A 15710-nucleotide genomic window follows, 5' to 3' on the forward strand; every position below is an offset into this window, starting at 1 on the left:
CTCAGCGTTCCGGCTTCCAGCTGAGCTGAATGTCGACGGTCTCTCGCTGGCCGCGAATCATCGACGATTGTTCGACGACGTCGATCGAGACGGAGACGTCTTCGGGCGGATGAAGCGTGACCGTCTTGTTTCCGACGCTGACGGCGACGTCTTCGCTTCCCTGTTCGAACTCCTCGGCGAGTTTGGTAAGATACGCTCCAATTTCTTGCCGTGGCATCGTCTCGTCGGCTGTCGTTCGTTGAGCCATGTCCCGTCATCAGACGGAGCCTGCAAAAGTATGGACCGCGAACAGGCCACTAACAACTGATTACGATCTCGCAAAGTGTCCGACGTGACACACCGTCGCGTGTCCCGTACGTCGTCTGTGACTCGAGGCGGAACGAGTGGGTTTTTGACCACAGGGCGGATAGCCGGCTACAATGGAGGTCGAGGACGAAGTCGCGGTCGGGATCGTCGCCCAGCGAGACAACGACCGAGCGCAGTCACTCGCGGCGCAACTTGTGGAGGCCCTCGAGAGCGACGACGTCCGCGTCGTCGTCGACGACGAAACTGGACAGACGATCGGCGAAGACTGCGTGGCAGTCGCGGAGATGAACGCGTTCGATCTGGTCGTCAGCATCGGCGGCGACGGAACGCTCCTGTTCGTCGCCCGCGAGGCCAGCGACGCGCCCATCGTCGGGGTCAACCTGGGCGAAGTCGGCTTTCTCAACGCCGTGCCCCCGGAGAACGCGGTCGAAGCGGTCACATCCCTCGTCGCCGAGCGCCGGAAGACGGGATCGGTCAGCGGCCGAGACGTGAAACGGCTCCGCGCCAGCGGCGAAGGGTGGACGCTCGAGCCGGCGCTCAACGAAGTGGTGGTTCACGGCCCGAAACGAGGGAGCGGCGGCGGGGCGACGATCGATATTCGCGTCGACGGCCAGCAGTACGCCCGAAGCCACGCCGACGGCGTCCTCGTCGCGACCCCGACGGGATCGACGGCGTACAACCTGAGCGAGGGTGGGCCGCTGGTTCGGCCGTCGGTCGGCGCCCTCGTCGTCACCCAGATGGCCGCAACCGAACCGATGCCGCCGCTGGTGATCGACAACACGAGCGAACTCACGCTCACCGTTCGCGACGCCGAGACGGCCTACGCGATCAGCGACGGCCGCAACAGACAACGACTCGAGCCGCCGACAACGGTTACGGTGACCACCGCCGACGATCCGGTGACGCTCGCGGGCCCGCCCGTGAACTTCTTCGAAGCCCTCGAGAAGCTTGGATAGCAGGGGGCATCGGGAATCTGAAAGGATAGCTACGTTTCTTCGACGAGCTGGGCGAGGTGCTCGGGCGACAATGCACCGCTCGCCGCGTTTCCGTCGGCGACGAACGTCGGCACGCCGGTGATCCGTTGTCGTGACGCTTGATCGAACCGATCCTCGAGTTCTGCCCGTAGCTCATCGTCGTCGACCGCGGCACGAATTTCGTCGGGAGGGAGGTCGACATCTTCTGCAAGGTCCGCGAGAACGGTTACGTCGCCGATGTCGCGTTCGTGCTTCCAGAGCGCGTCGAAGACGGCCCGATCGAACGCCTCCCACTGCTCGGGATACTCGTCCTGGACGTACCACGACGCCATCTGTGCCGGCAACGAGTCGACTTCGATTGCGAGTTCCTGTGCCATCTCGACGTCGTACTCGTCCTGCAGTCGCCGAACGTTCTGTTTGGCCTGTTCGAAGTAGGCGTCGTCTTTCCCGTCGTCGGCCGAGCGATCGATCGAGCCGTTGGGGTTGCGTTTGCCCCGGCGGAGGTCGAACGGATGCCACTGGATCTCGAGTGGGTCCTCGCGGCGCTCGCGATACCGCTCGAGCGAGGCCTTCCCGAGGTAACAGAACGGGCAGACGTAATCAGAGTAGACGGTCAATCGATCCGCGGTGTCGGACATACCCGTGGTAACGGCCCGCCACGGAAAAGTCGATAGCTCCCGGAACCCGCTTCGGTTGTGAGGGCGTGCTCTCTCGAGCGGGAGAACAACTCAATGGTCTGTCGGCCAGGAACGACCACACAAATCCACCAGAAGCGATCAACGCCCTATCCTTTAGAATCGGGGAGGAAAACGCGTCAATTCTCGGTCGAATCGGGACCAGCCGAATCGGGGAGACTCGAATCACTGTCGTTCGATCCATCAGCCATCGATTCAACCGATTCCTCGTCGGAATCTGCAGTCGCCTCGGGCAAGTTCGGGTCCCGCCACGGGTTTCGGCCGTACGCCGGGAGTTCGTCCTCGAGTTGGCCTTTGAGAACGCGTCGAAGCCGATTGAGGGAGGTCGTATCGAGGCCGTGCTCGGCGGCGAGGCGCTCGAACGTCGGTTCGTCCGTAATATCGTGAGCGCGGTATTGGCCGAAGAGTTCCTCCATCCGCTCGGCCGATAGCTCCGAGGCGTCGATGTCGTCCAGTCCGAAGTACGCCTGCCGGTCGAGGTCGACGACGTGGCGGATCACGACCAGCGCGACCTTCGGGATAGCGCGCTGGCTGCCGAACTCCGTCAGGTCGATTTCGTCCATCACGCCGAGCGCGAGATCTCGTTGCCACGGCGTCACCTCGAGGGCGTTACACAGCGCCTGGGTCGTCCGCAGTCGATCGAGGCGGTGGGCGCGTTCGCTGTATCCGGGCGTCGCGCCGTGTTGTTCGTCGTGGAGTCGACGAACGCGATCCGAGAGCTCCGCCTCGGGAGACTCCGCTCGACCGATAACGGTCGCACTCGGCGTGACGACGCCCCACTGGCGCACCGACGCGTCACGCTGGAGGGCCGCTCGAGAGACCGATCCCGCACCGGCGCGGCTCTCGAGGTCGCGTTGCGGGGCGTGCTCGACGGTTCCGGGTCGCTGGAGGCGCGTTCCGGAGTCGCCTTCGTGCATCTCGTTCGTGGCTCACACGTAGAGAGGGAAAAACCCTCGCTCGAATCGGCGAAAACATCACTCGAATTATACTACCGATTGACTAGTGTACGAAGCCAGGCAAACGGCTCTGCAACGCAACTGCTCGAGGAGTAACGGTCGCGAAAAGCTCTTCGTATCTTCACCTTGTGACGAGAAGCACTTAAAGGATCCGCGCTCGCTCGAGGGTAACCGGGGGCGTTCTATTGAGTGGAAGCGACACCGGGAGAGCTGGAACGGACCAGTTGCGACGAGAGCAGGGATCTCGTCGGGCCAGCAGTGCCACCCCTTCTCTCCGCGATCAATTCTCGAGTCGAACCGACACCGCCTAACCGACCACCGCGTATTTGTTCGGCGACCGAGTCCTCCCGGTATGACGCGATTCGATCCCGTCGACCCGGAGGAGCTTTCGGCCGAGAAGCGCTCGCTACTCGAGACGTTCTCGAATTCGGACGCCGAAGCCGACCACTCGCTTTCGGGGGGCACGCTGAACGTCTACCGAACGCTGGGGCGAAACGTCGACCTCCTCGAGGGATTCCGCGAGTACCTCTCGACCGTCTGGCACCAGAGCGGGCTCACCCCCCACGAGCGTGAACTCGTTATTCTGACGACGGCAGTACAGACCGAATCCGCCTACGAGTGGCACCAGCACGTCCGAGTCGCTCTTGACGAAGGAATGTCGCCCGAAACGGTACTCGCCGTTTCGCGCGGGCGCCACGACGCGCTCGAGGACGAACACGCCGCGATCGTCGAGTACGTCGAACAGTTCGTCGACAGGCAGGTCGACGACCCGACCCACGGGCGGGTCGCCACCCACTACGCCGACGAGGTGATCCTGGGCATTGGAGTGCTCGCAGGGAATTACCTTGGGCTCGCGCACGTGCTCGAGGCGCTCGAGGTCGAAACCGAACAGGAGTTCGTCGGCTGGGATCTCGAGAATTTGTAGTATTTTGTTCGATCCCCAATACGGTCCGAGTACGGGTTCCAAAGTGGTTTGGGAACACCGATATGAGTGCCGGGTTAGTATACGAAGATACGGCAGGAAGCCACATCATCATCATCGCAGTATGCACAAAGCATCTTCCTGCCTGCGTATCCCCATCTTCTGGACGACAGACTACCTCGAGACGAGCGACTGGTCGCTGACCAACTTGTAGAGCGTCTGTCTCCAAACTAACCGACTCAAGTAGAACGTTGTAGTGAAAGCTAGCCCGATACCAGATTACAGGTCGGTAGAACGTCTGGCTTTGAGAGCGGACGTCTCCTATGACTCGGTCTGTCCATCGGAGTCGGTCCCCTCCCTATTCCGTTCAACCGCCGCAATCGTCCGTCGCTGGGATTCGTCGTAGGAGTCACCGAGTGCAATCAAGAATCCGACGATGGCCGTTACGAGTGCAACTGCCCCGACTGCGACGACGGCGACCGAAAGGATCGTTCCCGAAAGGACCTGTGCCGAGGTCAGGAGCGAAACTGCGGTTACGGCCGCGATAAGCGCTAAAAGCCGGCCGATGCGACCGGAATCGAGTCCTTCGTTGGATTCGTTGTCGCTGACATCGAGTAGCTCGTTGATGATCCCGTTGTACTCGTCGTCGGTCGTGACGTTACCGAGCGAGTGGATCGAGTGAGCGACCCATAGTCCGGCAGTGAAATTGAGCAGCGCAACGAACGAGACGAGGCCCACTTGCCCAGTGATGAATAGGCCGGCAAGAATCGCATTGACGAACGCGATCGCCATGATTCCGTGAATCGCCACTGAACGAGTTCCGAAGTCTTCGAAGAACCGGAGGTGTGCAACTTTCATTAGTGGCACCTGGCATTGAATGGGGATACTACTGACTCCTTACTATGTTAACGTTCACCGAATTGTGATCGAACGGGCCATCCTACTGAACTCGATTCCTGAGATTCGTTTATCGTGTCAGTCAATCGTTATTGAGCGAACCGTCGATTGGGAATCTAGACCAGTCTGGGATCACAGTTTGAGATCACTTTGGAGCGTCGACATCGGTTGGAGATCGTTTCCAGCCAGGAACCGTGAGCCATTCCAGTGGTTAGTAGTCGGGTTGTGCCACCAGACCGATTCTGGTCTCGAAACTCAATCGACTACTCCTGCAATCGGGTTGGTAGCATTGATAGCCGCAATTGGGCGTAATTGAGACGTTCATACGAAATAGCACGTACAGGAACATCATTCTCGAGGGCTTGGACTGTTGCAATATCCAGAACAATGTGTGTCTCTCGATAATTGACACGGAGCAAATGAGGAACAGCGTTTGACGAACGGAAAGCGACTTATCTGACAGATAGTTACAGTCCGCTCTCTCTTTGGAGGGGGTGTACACCCGCTGGCAGTCAGTACAGTTACTCGCAGGTGTACACAACCGAGACCAACAAAATGGCAAACATATCAACACGTGCGATCGCGATCACGATGACACTGATGATGGCGCTGGCAGTGGTAAGCGGTGCCGGCGTTATTGCAACGGACACGAACGAAGACTTCGATGAGGACGGCGAAACCATCGAAGATGGCGAAGAAGTAGACGAAGAAGAAGCAAACGAAAGCGACGATGACGGTGTCGAGGATACGTCCGACAACGTGACGGACAGTGACGATGCGGACGCTGACGACGCCTCCGACGAGGACGACACCAACGACGCGACTGACATCGTCTTCGACAGCGACGAGTACATGAACGAAGATTGTCCTGAAGAAAGGGACATCCTCGGCGATGACGACAACGCTACCGACGATGACAGCTCCGACTCCGGCATCGAATTCGACGATGGCGATGACAGCGCCGACAACGTGACGGACAGCGACGATGCGGACGCTGACAACGCCTCTGAAGATGATGAGGGCGTTGACGATGTCACCGATAGCGACGACGAAGCTGACAACGTCTCCGAGGACGACGACGCTACCGACAACGTCACTGATAGCGACGACGCGACTGACGACGCCTCGGACAGTGACGAATACGCTGACGAAGACAGTCCTGAAGACGAGGACGATGCGAGCGATGACGATGCCACCGACTTCGACGATGACGCAACCGAAGACGATGACGCAACCGAAGACGACAGCGACGACGCGACCGCTGACGACGGTGATGTCAGCGACACCGACGAGGACGACGAAGACTGCTAGCGGCACCTGACTCCGTTTACACGGACTCCTATCGACTTTTTCGCACTACAACACCGTCTCCGCTGGGCGTCAATCACCATCTTCACTGGGCGTGAGTGACAATCGCGTAGTTGAGGGGGTGCTCGTTCTGAGTGATAATCGCGTTACCTAATGGTCAGTCTCAAGTAAGCCCTGAAGAACAACCACCTTGCATCCGTCAGAGGTGATCGGTTCGACGCGGTGTCCGAACCACTCATGAGGAGGGTACGAGTGGAGGGAGCCTGACGCTTGGTCAAGACAACCTATATTGAAAATCGACTGTATAGATTCCAGTAATTACATCGACATGTGGAAAACTATTAAGATTACGATCGGCCTACGGATCGTATGGGAGACAAAACCATAGACATCGACCGCCGCGGAGTACTCCGTGGTGTTGGTGGCGGAGCTGTCGTACTGGTTGGACTAGGAAGCGTTGGCGGAGCGAGTGCACAGGAAGCGATTACGGTGACCGCCGTCTGGACCGACGACGAGGAAGAAGACTTTCTCACCGTTGTCGACTACGTCGAGGAGGAAACCGGACTCGACATCACGTACGAGCCGCGAGACACCGAGACCATCCTGACGGAGACGTTGATAGACTACGAGACGGGGATCGCGCCGGCGGACATCGTCGTGTTGCCGACCGAAGGACGGGTTCGAAGAGACGGAGAAGCGGGCCACCTCGAGCCACTGGGCGACCTGTGGGACGAAGAAGATTTCACCACCGACCACGCGACGGTGGCGGTCGACGACGAAGTCTACGCCGCTCCGTTCGGCGGAGATATCAAACCCGGATTCTGGTATCGACCGTCGTTCTTCGACGAACACGGCCTCGAGGAGCCGGACGACTACGACGCGTTCCTCGGTCTGCTCGACGAAATAGACGGCATCGAGGGCGTTGAAGCGCCGCTTGCCTCGGGCAACGGCGACGGCTGGCCCTTGAGCGACGTGGCGGAAGCGTTCATCCTCCGACAGGACGACGGGGCTCAGCTTCAACAGGACCTCATCGAGGGCGACGCCGAGTTCACCGACGACCGCGTCGTCACCGCCTTCGAGGAACTGCAGGACCTCCTTCAACAGGGATACTTCAGCGAGGTACGGGACTTCGGCGTCCAGTACGAGTTCTTCTGGGAGAACGAGACGCCGCTTTACTTCATGGGATCGTGGACGCCGGCGTTCGGCGCGATCGAGGACCCCGAGGACCTGGATTACTTCATGCTCCCCGGCTCTGAGGCGATGGTGACGAGCATCAACTGGTTTACCGTTCCCACGTACGCGTCGAACATCGATGCGGCGAGAGAGGCCGTCGAAGCCACCATCTCGCCCGACGGTCAACAGGTCTGGACCGAACGCGGGGGCTTCGTCCCCACGGCCCTCGATGTTCCGGATGACGCCTTCGACCTCGAGGTTATGCAGGAACTTTCGGAGGAAACGGACGAGGTCGAACTTGTTCCCGACTTGGACGACGCGTTAGGCGACCCGTTCCAGGCGGAGTTCTGGTCGCAACTGCTCGGACTCTGGGCGGAACCGGACCAGGACATCGAGCCGGTCGTGGAATCACTCAATAGCGTGTTACAGGAGACTGTCGGGGATCAATAGTAACGTGGCTGCAGTTAGCGACGATGATGACGGCGACGGAAGTGGTGGCCTCGGTAGCGACGACGCTGGAAACGGCGGCGACAGCGACGGTGTGCTCGAGTCAGTCATCGTCGTCGGTCAGGAGATGCAACGAAGTAGTGCCAACGCCGTCGCCGTTGACGTTCTGTACGTATTCACGACGGCGTTTTTCGCCACGCTCGCGATTCGGGGTTTCTGGCCGGCGCTCATCGCCGCACTACCCATCGCAGTCCTGCTGTCGTTCGCCTGGATGTCATCGCGGCTGTTCTTTCTCGCAAACGTGCTCGTGATCGTCGTGACCATTGGCGCGACACGAGCAGGGTATGTGCCGTTGTAATAGTCGATTGTAACACGGTTTTAGTATTCAGCATTCGCCGTGCGATCCACGTTCAGTACAGGCGGAGGCGTTACCGCTGCGGTCGCGTCGCAAGCGCAGCACCCGCAAGCCACCATCGGGAGTGAGCGGCCTTTTTAGCGTAGGTTTTTGCGCCGAGCGGTTCCGAGCGCAGCGAGGAATCCCGAGGCGGAAAAAGGTACTTGCGCAAGCCCGACTGGACGAATGCTACAACTCACTAGCTTTGAATATTTTCCGGGGAACATACTCTCCAAACAGGAGTTTGAACATCAAAAGCGCCCAAGCTGTATAAAACACGCCAACCCGAACGACTCTTCCAGGAGTTTGCGGACTGAAGTTACTAAACGGAAGAATGATCATTGCAAGAGCGGTGATTACGATTGCTCCAACTAGCGCTAAAACAATCTTAGCCATTATTAACGCACCCTCTCTGGGATGTCTCCAACGCACAGACCTTTCGTGAGTTGTGTTCCACCAGAAGCCACCGAAACCGAAGACGGCCTGGGTGACTGCGATAGCGGCTATCAGGGCCTCTCCTTGGTAGATAGCCCCGATTGTTACCCCCGTGAAGAGCAGGCCGTATCCCAAGAGGAGCCAACGATTGTTCATATAATTAATACAACGAGCAACTCTATTATTGTTTCGACGGTAGTATGTTCGCATCCATCGGTACCGAATTGCGAGGGTCAGCTTCAGGCTCATTCTGAGCGCAGATAACGGTATTATCGACAGGTAGCGGTGAATTGCGGTTCGAAGCCGAAAAAAGGGATCAATCCGCGACGGCAGCGACCATTCCGCGCTTGTAGTACCGCTCTAGCAACAGGAATAGAATCACCGGCACGGCCATCGTCATGATCGATCCGGCGGCGATGATACCCCACTCGACCTGCACACGCCCGCGCATCAATGGGAGAGCCTGCGGTGCGAGGTAGAGTTCGGGCGAGCGCATGAACACCAGCGGGAAGAAAAAGGCGTTCCAGACCCACGTAAACTGGATGACCGCCACCGAAACGAGCGCGGGCGTTGAGAGCGGGAGAATAATCGTCCTGAAGATCTGGTATCGCGAAGCGCCGTCGATGCGTGCGGCCTCCTCGAGTTCTTCCGGGATGCCGAGCAAGTAGTTTCGCAGGAACAACACGACCCAACCGAGTCCCCAGCCGATGTGGATCAGTATCAACCCCATGTACGTGTCGAACAGACCGAACCGCTGGAGGGCGTTGTAGTTGCCCATCGCGACGAGCTCCGGTGGTGCAGCCATGATTAGCAAGATCAGGAAGAACAGCGTCGTCTTCAGCGGGAACTCGAATCGGGCAAAGGGATACGCCGCCATCACCCCGAGTAACATTACGACCAGCACAGCCGGGATCGTCACGATGAACGTGTTGCGAAGCGCCACACTCATCGGTGCGGTGGAGTGATTCCACGCCTGATAATAGTTCTCAAACGTGATGGTCATTCCTTCGATATGCCACCAGCCGCCGATAATCTCCGAGAGCGGGCGGATTGACGCCATGAACAGCCCGATGAAGGGGACGATCCAGAGGAGAGCGATGGTGATCGCGACGACATACTTGAGACCACGACGTTTCGAAGGAACGACGTTGGCGATCCGCTCTTGCCACGTGAGGTCGGCCGTTGGCGCCGTTTCCGGTATCTCCTCGAGCAACAGGTACCGTCCGCCGTCGGGTTTCGCTTCAGTGTCCGCGTCACGATCAGTCCGGGAATTAGGGGAGTTGTCTTCAACCATATGTGATCAGTTCATTCGAGCGATGTACAGCGCGAGCGGGGCAACGATGAACAGTTGAATTAACGCTACCACCATCGCCATCCCGTAGTCAATCTCCGGCCGGAACGCGGCCCGATACACCTCGATCCCCAGCACCGAGTACGCGTGGTTCGGCCCACCTGCGGCGCCTCCGGCGGCGTAGACGATGTCGAACATTCGCATCACCCAGATGATTCCCATGATGACGACCACGGCGGTCACTGGCTTGACCAGCGGCCAGATGATGTCCCAGAACCGTCGCCACGGGCCGGCACCGTCGACTTTGGCCGACTCGATCAGGGACGGATCGATAGCAGAAAGCGCCGAACTGTACAACAACATGCTGAATCCGGTATGGACCCAGATTCCGCCCGCGATGAGTGCGTAGATCGCCACCTGCGGCGACTGCGTCCAGTTGCGGACCCACTGCCCCTGATCGAGCACCCGGAGCAACTCGTTGAAGACCCCAGCCTGGGGATCGTAGATGAACATGAGGACCAGCCCGATGACTATCGGCGGGACGGTAAAGCCCGCAAAAACCATCGAACGGAGGATTCGACGCCCTTTCAAATCGGCGAACAGCAATGCCAGTGCGAGACCGAAGAACGTACTCGCAGGCACGTGCACGACGACCCAGAGGAGATTGTGGGTAAGCGCACCCATCGGATACTGAAACTCCCGTATGTTGGACCAGTGGATGATGAGTGGATCGGTAAGTGAGCGGATCCAGTTGTCCAATCCGACGAAGTCCTGCATCGTGAACGTCTCCCAAGAGTAGAAGCTCCCGATGGCCGAGTAGACGATCGGACCGACGGAGAAGATCATGAAGAGTGTCAACCCGGGAACGAGAAATACCGCGAGGGCAATCGCCTTCTCGCGGTCGATATCCAACTCTCCGACCAACTCGTGATCGTCAGTGAAGCCATCGATGTGATCTCGTAAGCTCATGATTGCGTGGCCTGTGACCTCATTTCAGCCCACCAACTCGCCGTTGTCGTCGTACAGGTAGGCGTCGTCGTCGTCGAACGTCAGGTAAACCCGGTCATCCGTCGAAACGGTCCACTCCGACACCTTTGCGTTCACGATCTGGTCGTTGACGGAAATGTTGACGAGGATGTACTCCCCCATCGGCTCGATAGTGTCTACCGTCCCTTCGATCACGTTTCCCGACGACGGTTGCGTAGTCGAAAGGGCCAGGTCCTCCGGTCGAATGCCGACTGCGACATCGCCTTGGGCGCTGTTCGCGAGCATGCTGGATGCACTCGCATCGTCCTGACCACTCGTTTCCACAACGGCTTCATCGGCGTCCATCATACCGTCCAGTTCGACGGTGCCCGCCTCGCCAAGGTCGATCGATCCGTTACGGCGGATCCCCTGGAACAGGTTCATCGGCGGCGATCCGATAAATCGAGCAACCCACGCCGTTCGGGGTCGTTTGTATAACTCCTGAGGCGGTGCAATCTGCTGAATCGTTCCCTGATTCATGACCACGACCGTATCGGCCATGCTCATCGCCTCCTCCTGATTGTGGGTCACGTAGATAGTCGTGATGTCGAGCTCGTTCTGAAGACGCTTCAACTCGATGCGCATCTCCTGGCGGAGCTTGGCGTCTAAGTTCGACAGCGGCTCGTCTAAGAGAAATACCGACGGCTCCCTGACGATAGCGCGCGCGAGCGCCACTCGTTGTCGTTGCCCACCGCTCAACGCCCCCGGTTTCTTATCGACCTGATCTTCGATGTGAAGCAGCTCCGTGATCTCCTCGACTTTCCGATCCCGATCGTCAGGCGGTATCCCGCGAACTTTCAACGGATAGCCGATGTTTTGTGCGACCGTCAAGTGTGGGTACAGTGCGTAATTCTGGAAGACCATCGCAACGTTTCGGTCGCTGGGTGACCGGCTGTTGACCCGCTCGTCACCGAAGTATATCGCGCCATCCGACGGCTGCTCGAGCCCCGCGATGAGTCGAAGTGCCGTCGTCTTGCCACAGCCCGAGGGCCCCAACATGACGAGGAACTCGCCGTCGGCAACATCCAGGTTGAGGCGATAGTTCGCGACGGTGTTTCCCCCATCGAAGTACTTGCTAACATCCTTCATGGAAACAGATGTCATGCAGTGCGAAATGACGTCGAATGACCCCATCAAACCCGCCCATACCGCCAGATTTGTTGATACGAATTTTGCCACCGGATCGAGTCAAAGAGAGATCGGTTTCGCTTCACCAATCCGACGTCGAAACGACGCCGTTCTCCGACCGCGTCGTCGACCAGTGGCAGAGAACCCGAGACGATTCGAAGCGTAGAACGGGCTCCGAAACACCATAGAATACACTGCGACTCGAATACTCGTGAGGATATCCACCTCGGATCGCGTCGTTTCGACTCCGACCGTTATTCATCTCTCAATACCTACCCCGGGGCGATACTCTATCCCGGTGATAAGGTGCCTGTCAGAAACAAGGGGCGTGAAACGTTCGAGTGCGGACTCGAGAGAAACTGTTTCCAGCGTTTCCGGAACTCGAACGTTCCATCCGTTTCGTTGAATTGAACGGCAACGGTTTGGTTTTCACTCGAGTGGAGCAGGGTTCCGGCGAAAGTCGCGTCGGATCGGGATGTCGACTCTTAGGAAAGCATACGTGCGGCTCGCGGATTTGCTCGCCGTAAAAATATGCCGCCTCCCGGATTGTGAACTCCGCCTGAGGACCTGCTCGCTCGCGGGAACGGGGACAGCTCGATCATCAGTCGAGTGCGTAACGCTCTCAAATAGAAATCGTGTAGAAACCGAATGTCGCCTCCCGGATTTGAACCACGGTCGGAGCAAAGCTCCTCCCTGATTCAAATCCGGTCGGTTGCACTTTTGTTTCTCACGGACGGTTCGCTCCGCTCACCGTCTTGTTCGTCACAAAAGTGCCGCCTCCCGGATTTGAACCGGGGACAGCTCGATCTTCAGTCGAGTGCTCTCCCAGTCTGAGCTAAGGCGGCTCGACTCACACTCCGTCGATGGTACAAAAAAGGATTTCGAATCCCGTCTGCCGTGTTACGGTTCGACATTCGATCCCATCGAGTGGTATTTCAACCCGTTAGTAGTCATTGATTGAACGCCCTCGAGAAACAGTCAATCAAGTCGCCGTCTGTCGGATTTTTAGATATTCAAGACACCCTTTTCCGGACTGGGTGGTAATATCTTGTTATGGAGGGGCTTACCACGAACCTGGAAGACGACGACCTGTCCGCAGACACAATTCTGGAGCTGTTGGCAAACCGCCGGCGTCGGTATCTTCTCTACGCACTCCGTGGGCAGGAGGACCCAATCGAACTCTCCAGGCTCGCCGAACAGGTCGCCGGCTGGGAACACAACCTCCCGCCGGACGAGGTCGCCAAAAATCAGTACAAGAGCGTCTACGTCTCGTCCGTGCAGTGCCACGTTCCGAAACTCGACGACGCGGGCGTCGTCGATCACGACGAGAGCAACCACACGGTCGTCCTCGACGATACCTTCGAGCAACTCGAGCCGTACCTTCGACTCGTGGTCAAAGACGAACCGGAAAACTCGACCCTCAACGCGGCGCTCCAGGCCGAGGCGGAAGATGGACTCATTACCCAGATTCGAGAGAACGTCGCCAAACTCAAGCACTGACTACTCACGCTACGGTCACGCTACATGTCTTTTATTTTATCATATTTGTCGCGCCATTCGCCGGAATTTGCAGATCCACCGGCCGCAAACTCCAGAGCGCTCCATCTTCAAACCTGAACTCGAACAGTTGCCACATCGAGCCCCTCCAACTGACGACGTTTTCGAGTTCGTCGGTATCCAATCCCTGCTCGAGACGACGTTGGATCGCGACCAGAGACGGCCCGTTCGGTGATCAAGCGCACGCTCAGCGACGCCGTGTGTGCCCGATCCTGGCGTATTTTCTTGGAAGGTTAGTGTCGTATAACTGATTTTATCAACCATGGAGAGAATAGACATTCTTGAATATGTTATACAGGGAGTAAATAACAGCAAGGTTGATTAGAATAATCCCTACAAATATCAGCAACTCGACTCCTATGAACGCTTGGAATGCCATGATCATAATGTTACCTCAGTATCACATAAGCGGTTCTAATTGTTCTTGATTATCCTGAACACAGTGTCCAGCGCCGTTTATTCACTCTATATAGAACGCATAGTTAGGTTACTTTTCCGACCATTGGTCTTTAGCAAAGCCTCAGCAGTCGGTTGGATAGGGGTAACGAGCCTCTCTTGGAGAATCGATCGTTGCTTATGGATTTTCTGAGCATCTTCGATCAGACGCTCTAGCAGTGGTGGCGGTGAGTAGCCAAGATGCTCTCCCAGTTCGCGGAGGATAAGCTGGGCGTACGACCGGAAGGTCTGTTCCGTCCCAAAGCCGTCTAGAGGTCGCCTCTGGTAGCCTCAACTGATACCTCCATTGTGATGGCTGTATTCGATGAGGACTCGAGCGGGTTCGAACCATGCCGAGACGTTCCTGCTCGCTACGCTGCGCGGGCTGCGGCTCGTCGGGATCGCAAATCCTTCGGATTTGCTCACCACCGACCTCGGGTTACACGGCCATCCATCCCTGCGGCTACACCCAGATGGGGGATCTCCACCCAACTGTCGGGGCACTCACTAACGTGAGCTATGACCGACCTCGAACCCATTACCGCGGAAGAAGCAGTGGAATTGTACCTCCAATCAGCAGAGGGCGAAAAGGCAGCCAGCACCGTTCAATCTCATGGGTACCGTCTTCAGCACTTCGTACGTTGGTGTGAGAAGGAGGGCCGTGAGAACCTCAACGAGTTGAGCGGACGCGACCTGCAAGCGTACCGTGTTTGGCGACGACAGGACGGTGATCTAACGACGGTATCGCTTCGCGGTCAACTTGCTACTATCCGCGCCTTTCTGAAGTTCTGTGAACGCATCGACGCAGTTCCACAGGGTCTTCACGAGAAGGTAGAACTCCCCGACGCAGGTGATGGGGATCATCGCGACACTATCCTAGATGCGGAACGTGCGGAAAAGATCCTCAAGCATCTGCGCCAGTTCCAGTATGCAAGCCGTGAGCATGCGCTCTTTCTCCTCCTCTGGCGAACGGGGATTCGTGTCGGTGCAGCCCGTGGACTCGATGTGAGCGATCTTCACCGTGAACGGGAGCGTATTGAGTTGGTCCATCGACCTGAAACCGAGACCCCGCTGAAAAACGCTCAACACGGTGAGCGGTACGTCGCACTATCCACCAACACAGTGGAGGTGCTAGGGGACTATATTGATCACACTCGTGACGAGGTGACTGATGACTACGGACGGGACCCCTTGTTCACGACTACGCAGGGACGACCCACCCTCAGTACCCTTCGTCGCACGGTCTATCGGGTGACACCCCGTCAGGGTGATTTAGGGTACCTACTTCAGATCTAATCTTGATGGGAGGGGGTGATCGTGCATCGACTCACAGAGATTCCACCCACCCGTATTGCTCGAGTGCTAGATCAGTCACGTGAGTCCAAACGGCGGAACAGACTCTCGTAATAATATTACTTGGGCGAGCGGCGACTGACAGGTATCGTTCTTCTAAGCCACGATAGACTCACTTTACTGAGTTCTCCATCCTATTTTGTCTTTTTGTACCCCCCTACATTGTCATTGTAAGTGGCAGGGGGATGAGGGCGAGACGAGGATGATCGACGTACCAGGGACCAGCAATGAGGTAACACCGTATAACTGGAGTGGGGTAGAAGAAACGATGTTTGGAGTAACAGTGGGGTGGATGGCCGAACTATCGTTGGAACAGTTAGGACCCTGGGTCAGGAAGTGTATTTGCCTGTATCCGAACGACACCTCCCTGGTGGACTGAGTAATAGCACATATTTTCACCCTACTGGTTGGTG

General features: G+C 57.6%; 15 protein-coding genes, 1 tRNA gene and 1 pseudogene. 7 read left to right on the forward strand and 10 right to left on the reverse strand.

The annotated features are described in order from the left end of the window. Nucleotide 1: 1 nt before the first annotated feature. Nucleotides 2-247 (reverse strand): amphi-Trp domain-containing protein, encoded by a 246-nt coding sequence (locus tag ACYQ14_RS07940; protein WP_283834896.1) that lies wholly within the window; start codon nucleotides 245-247, stop codon nucleotides 2-4. A 172-nt stretch (nucleotides 248-419) separates the two neighbouring features. Between ACYQ14_RS07940 and ACYQ14_RS07945 the strand changes: the two genes are divergently transcribed. Further along, nucleotides 420-1262 carry an NAD(+)/NADH kinase gene (locus tag ACYQ14_RS07945; protein WP_459886822.1) on the forward strand — a complete coding sequence of 281 codons (843 nt, stop codon included), beginning with the start codon at nucleotides 420-422 and terminating at the stop codon, nucleotides 1260-1262. Nucleotides 1263-1291: 29 nt separating this feature from the next. On the opposite strand, the gene ACYQ14_RS07950 is transcribed toward ACYQ14_RS07945, so the two are convergent. Continuing rightward, complete coding sequence (locus tag ACYQ14_RS07950) at nucleotides 1292-1918, reverse strand: DsbA family oxidoreductase (RefSeq protein WP_459886824.1); 627 nt, start codon at nucleotides 1916-1918, stop codon at nucleotides 1292-1294. Between the two features lie 176 nt (nucleotides 1919-2094). Next, a complete protein-coding gene (locus tag ACYQ14_RS07955) occupies nucleotides 2095-2892 on the reverse strand; it encodes a DNA-directed RNA polymerase subunit epsilon (protein WP_459886826.1) in 798 nt (265 codons plus the stop codon). 391 nt (nucleotides 2893-3283) lie between these two features. Between ACYQ14_RS07955 and ACYQ14_RS07960 the strand changes: the two genes are divergently transcribed. Further along, nucleotides 3284-3856, forward strand: coding sequence for a carboxymuconolactone decarboxylase family protein (locus ACYQ14_RS07960; protein WP_459886828.1), 573 nt, complete (start codon nucleotides 3284-3286; stop codon nucleotides 3854-3856). A 318-nt stretch (nucleotides 3857-4174) separates the two neighbouring features. Here ACYQ14_RS07960 and ACYQ14_RS07965 read toward each other — a convergent pair whose 3' ends face one another. Continuing rightward, nucleotides 4175-4711, reverse strand: coding sequence for a hypothetical protein (locus ACYQ14_RS07965; protein ID WP_459886831.1), 537 nt, complete (start codon nucleotides 4709-4711; stop codon nucleotides 4175-4177). Between the two features lie 594 nt (nucleotides 4712-5305). Here ACYQ14_RS07965 and ACYQ14_RS07970 point away from each other — a divergent pair. The 3 genes from ACYQ14_RS07970 (at nucleotide 5306) to ACYQ14_RS07980 (ending at nucleotide 8036) form a co-directional block, all read left to right on the forward strand. Next, on the forward strand, nucleotides 5306-6061 hold the full coding sequence (locus ACYQ14_RS07970; protein ID WP_459886834.1) for a hypothetical protein: 756 nt from the start codon (nucleotides 5306-5308) through the stop codon (nucleotides 6059-6061). 366 nt (nucleotides 6062-6427) lie between these two features. After that, nucleotides 6428-7681 (forward strand): ABC transporter substrate-binding protein, encoded by a 1254-nt coding sequence (locus tag ACYQ14_RS07975; protein WP_459886836.1) that lies wholly within the window; start codon nucleotides 6428-6430, stop codon nucleotides 7679-7681. A 4-nt stretch (nucleotides 7682-7685) separates the two neighbouring features. Next, entirely contained in the window at nucleotides 7686-8036 is a 351-nt protein-coding gene (locus tag ACYQ14_RS07980) for a hypothetical protein (RefSeq protein ID WP_283834906.1), read from the forward strand. Between the two features lie 225 nt (nucleotides 8037-8261). On the opposite strand, the gene ACYQ14_RS07985 is transcribed toward ACYQ14_RS07980, so the two are convergent. The 5 genes from ACYQ14_RS07985 to ACYQ14_RS08005 form a co-directional block, all read right to left on the reverse strand. Beyond that, nucleotides 8262-8663 (reverse strand): hypothetical protein, encoded by a 402-nt coding sequence (locus ACYQ14_RS07985; protein ID WP_459886839.1) that lies wholly within the window; start codon nucleotides 8661-8663, stop codon nucleotides 8262-8264. 160 nt (nucleotides 8664-8823) lie between these two features. After that, on the reverse strand, nucleotides 8824-9801 hold the full coding sequence (locus tag ACYQ14_RS07990) for a carbohydrate ABC transporter permease (RefSeq protein ID WP_459886842.1): 978 nt from the start codon (nucleotides 9799-9801) through the stop codon (nucleotides 8824-8826). A gap of 6 nt (nucleotides 9802-9807) precedes the next feature. Then, nucleotides 9808-10767, reverse strand: coding sequence for a carbohydrate ABC transporter permease (locus ACYQ14_RS07995; RefSeq protein ID WP_459886845.1), 960 nt, complete (start codon nucleotides 10765-10767; stop codon nucleotides 9808-9810). Between the two features lie 24 nt (nucleotides 10768-10791). After that, nucleotides 10792-11913 (reverse strand): ABC transporter ATP-binding protein, encoded by a 1122-nt coding sequence (locus ACYQ14_RS08000; protein WP_459886848.1) that lies wholly within the window; start codon nucleotides 11911-11913, stop codon nucleotides 10792-10794. 810 nt (nucleotides 11914-12723) lie between these two features. Next, nucleotides 12724-12797 (reverse strand) — tRNA-Phe (locus tag ACYQ14_RS08005). 208 nt (nucleotides 12798-13005) lie between these two features. Between ACYQ14_RS08005 and ACYQ14_RS08010 the strand changes: the two genes are divergently transcribed. Further along, nucleotides 13006-13452 (forward strand): DUF7344 domain-containing protein, encoded by a 447-nt coding sequence (locus ACYQ14_RS08010; RefSeq protein ID WP_459886850.1) that lies wholly within the window; start codon nucleotides 13006-13008, stop codon nucleotides 13450-13452. Nucleotides 13453-13974: 522 nt separating this feature from the next. Here ACYQ14_RS08010 and ACYQ14_RS08015 read toward each other — a convergent pair. Next, nucleotides 13975-14193 (reverse strand): annotated as a pseudogene (locus ACYQ14_RS08015) (hypothetical protein); the annotation flags it as partial. A gap of 270 nt (nucleotides 14194-14463) precedes the next feature. Between ACYQ14_RS08015 and ACYQ14_RS08020 the strand changes: the two are divergent. Next, nucleotides 14464-15240: a tyrosine-type recombinase/integrase gene (locus ACYQ14_RS08020; RefSeq protein WP_459886853.1), complete on the forward strand. Its 777-nt coding sequence runs from the start codon at nucleotides 14464-14466 to the stop codon at nucleotides 15238-15240. The last annotated feature ends 470 nt before the right edge of the window (nucleotides 15241-15710 follow it).

Source organism: Halostagnicola bangensis, from assembly GCF_054653435.1.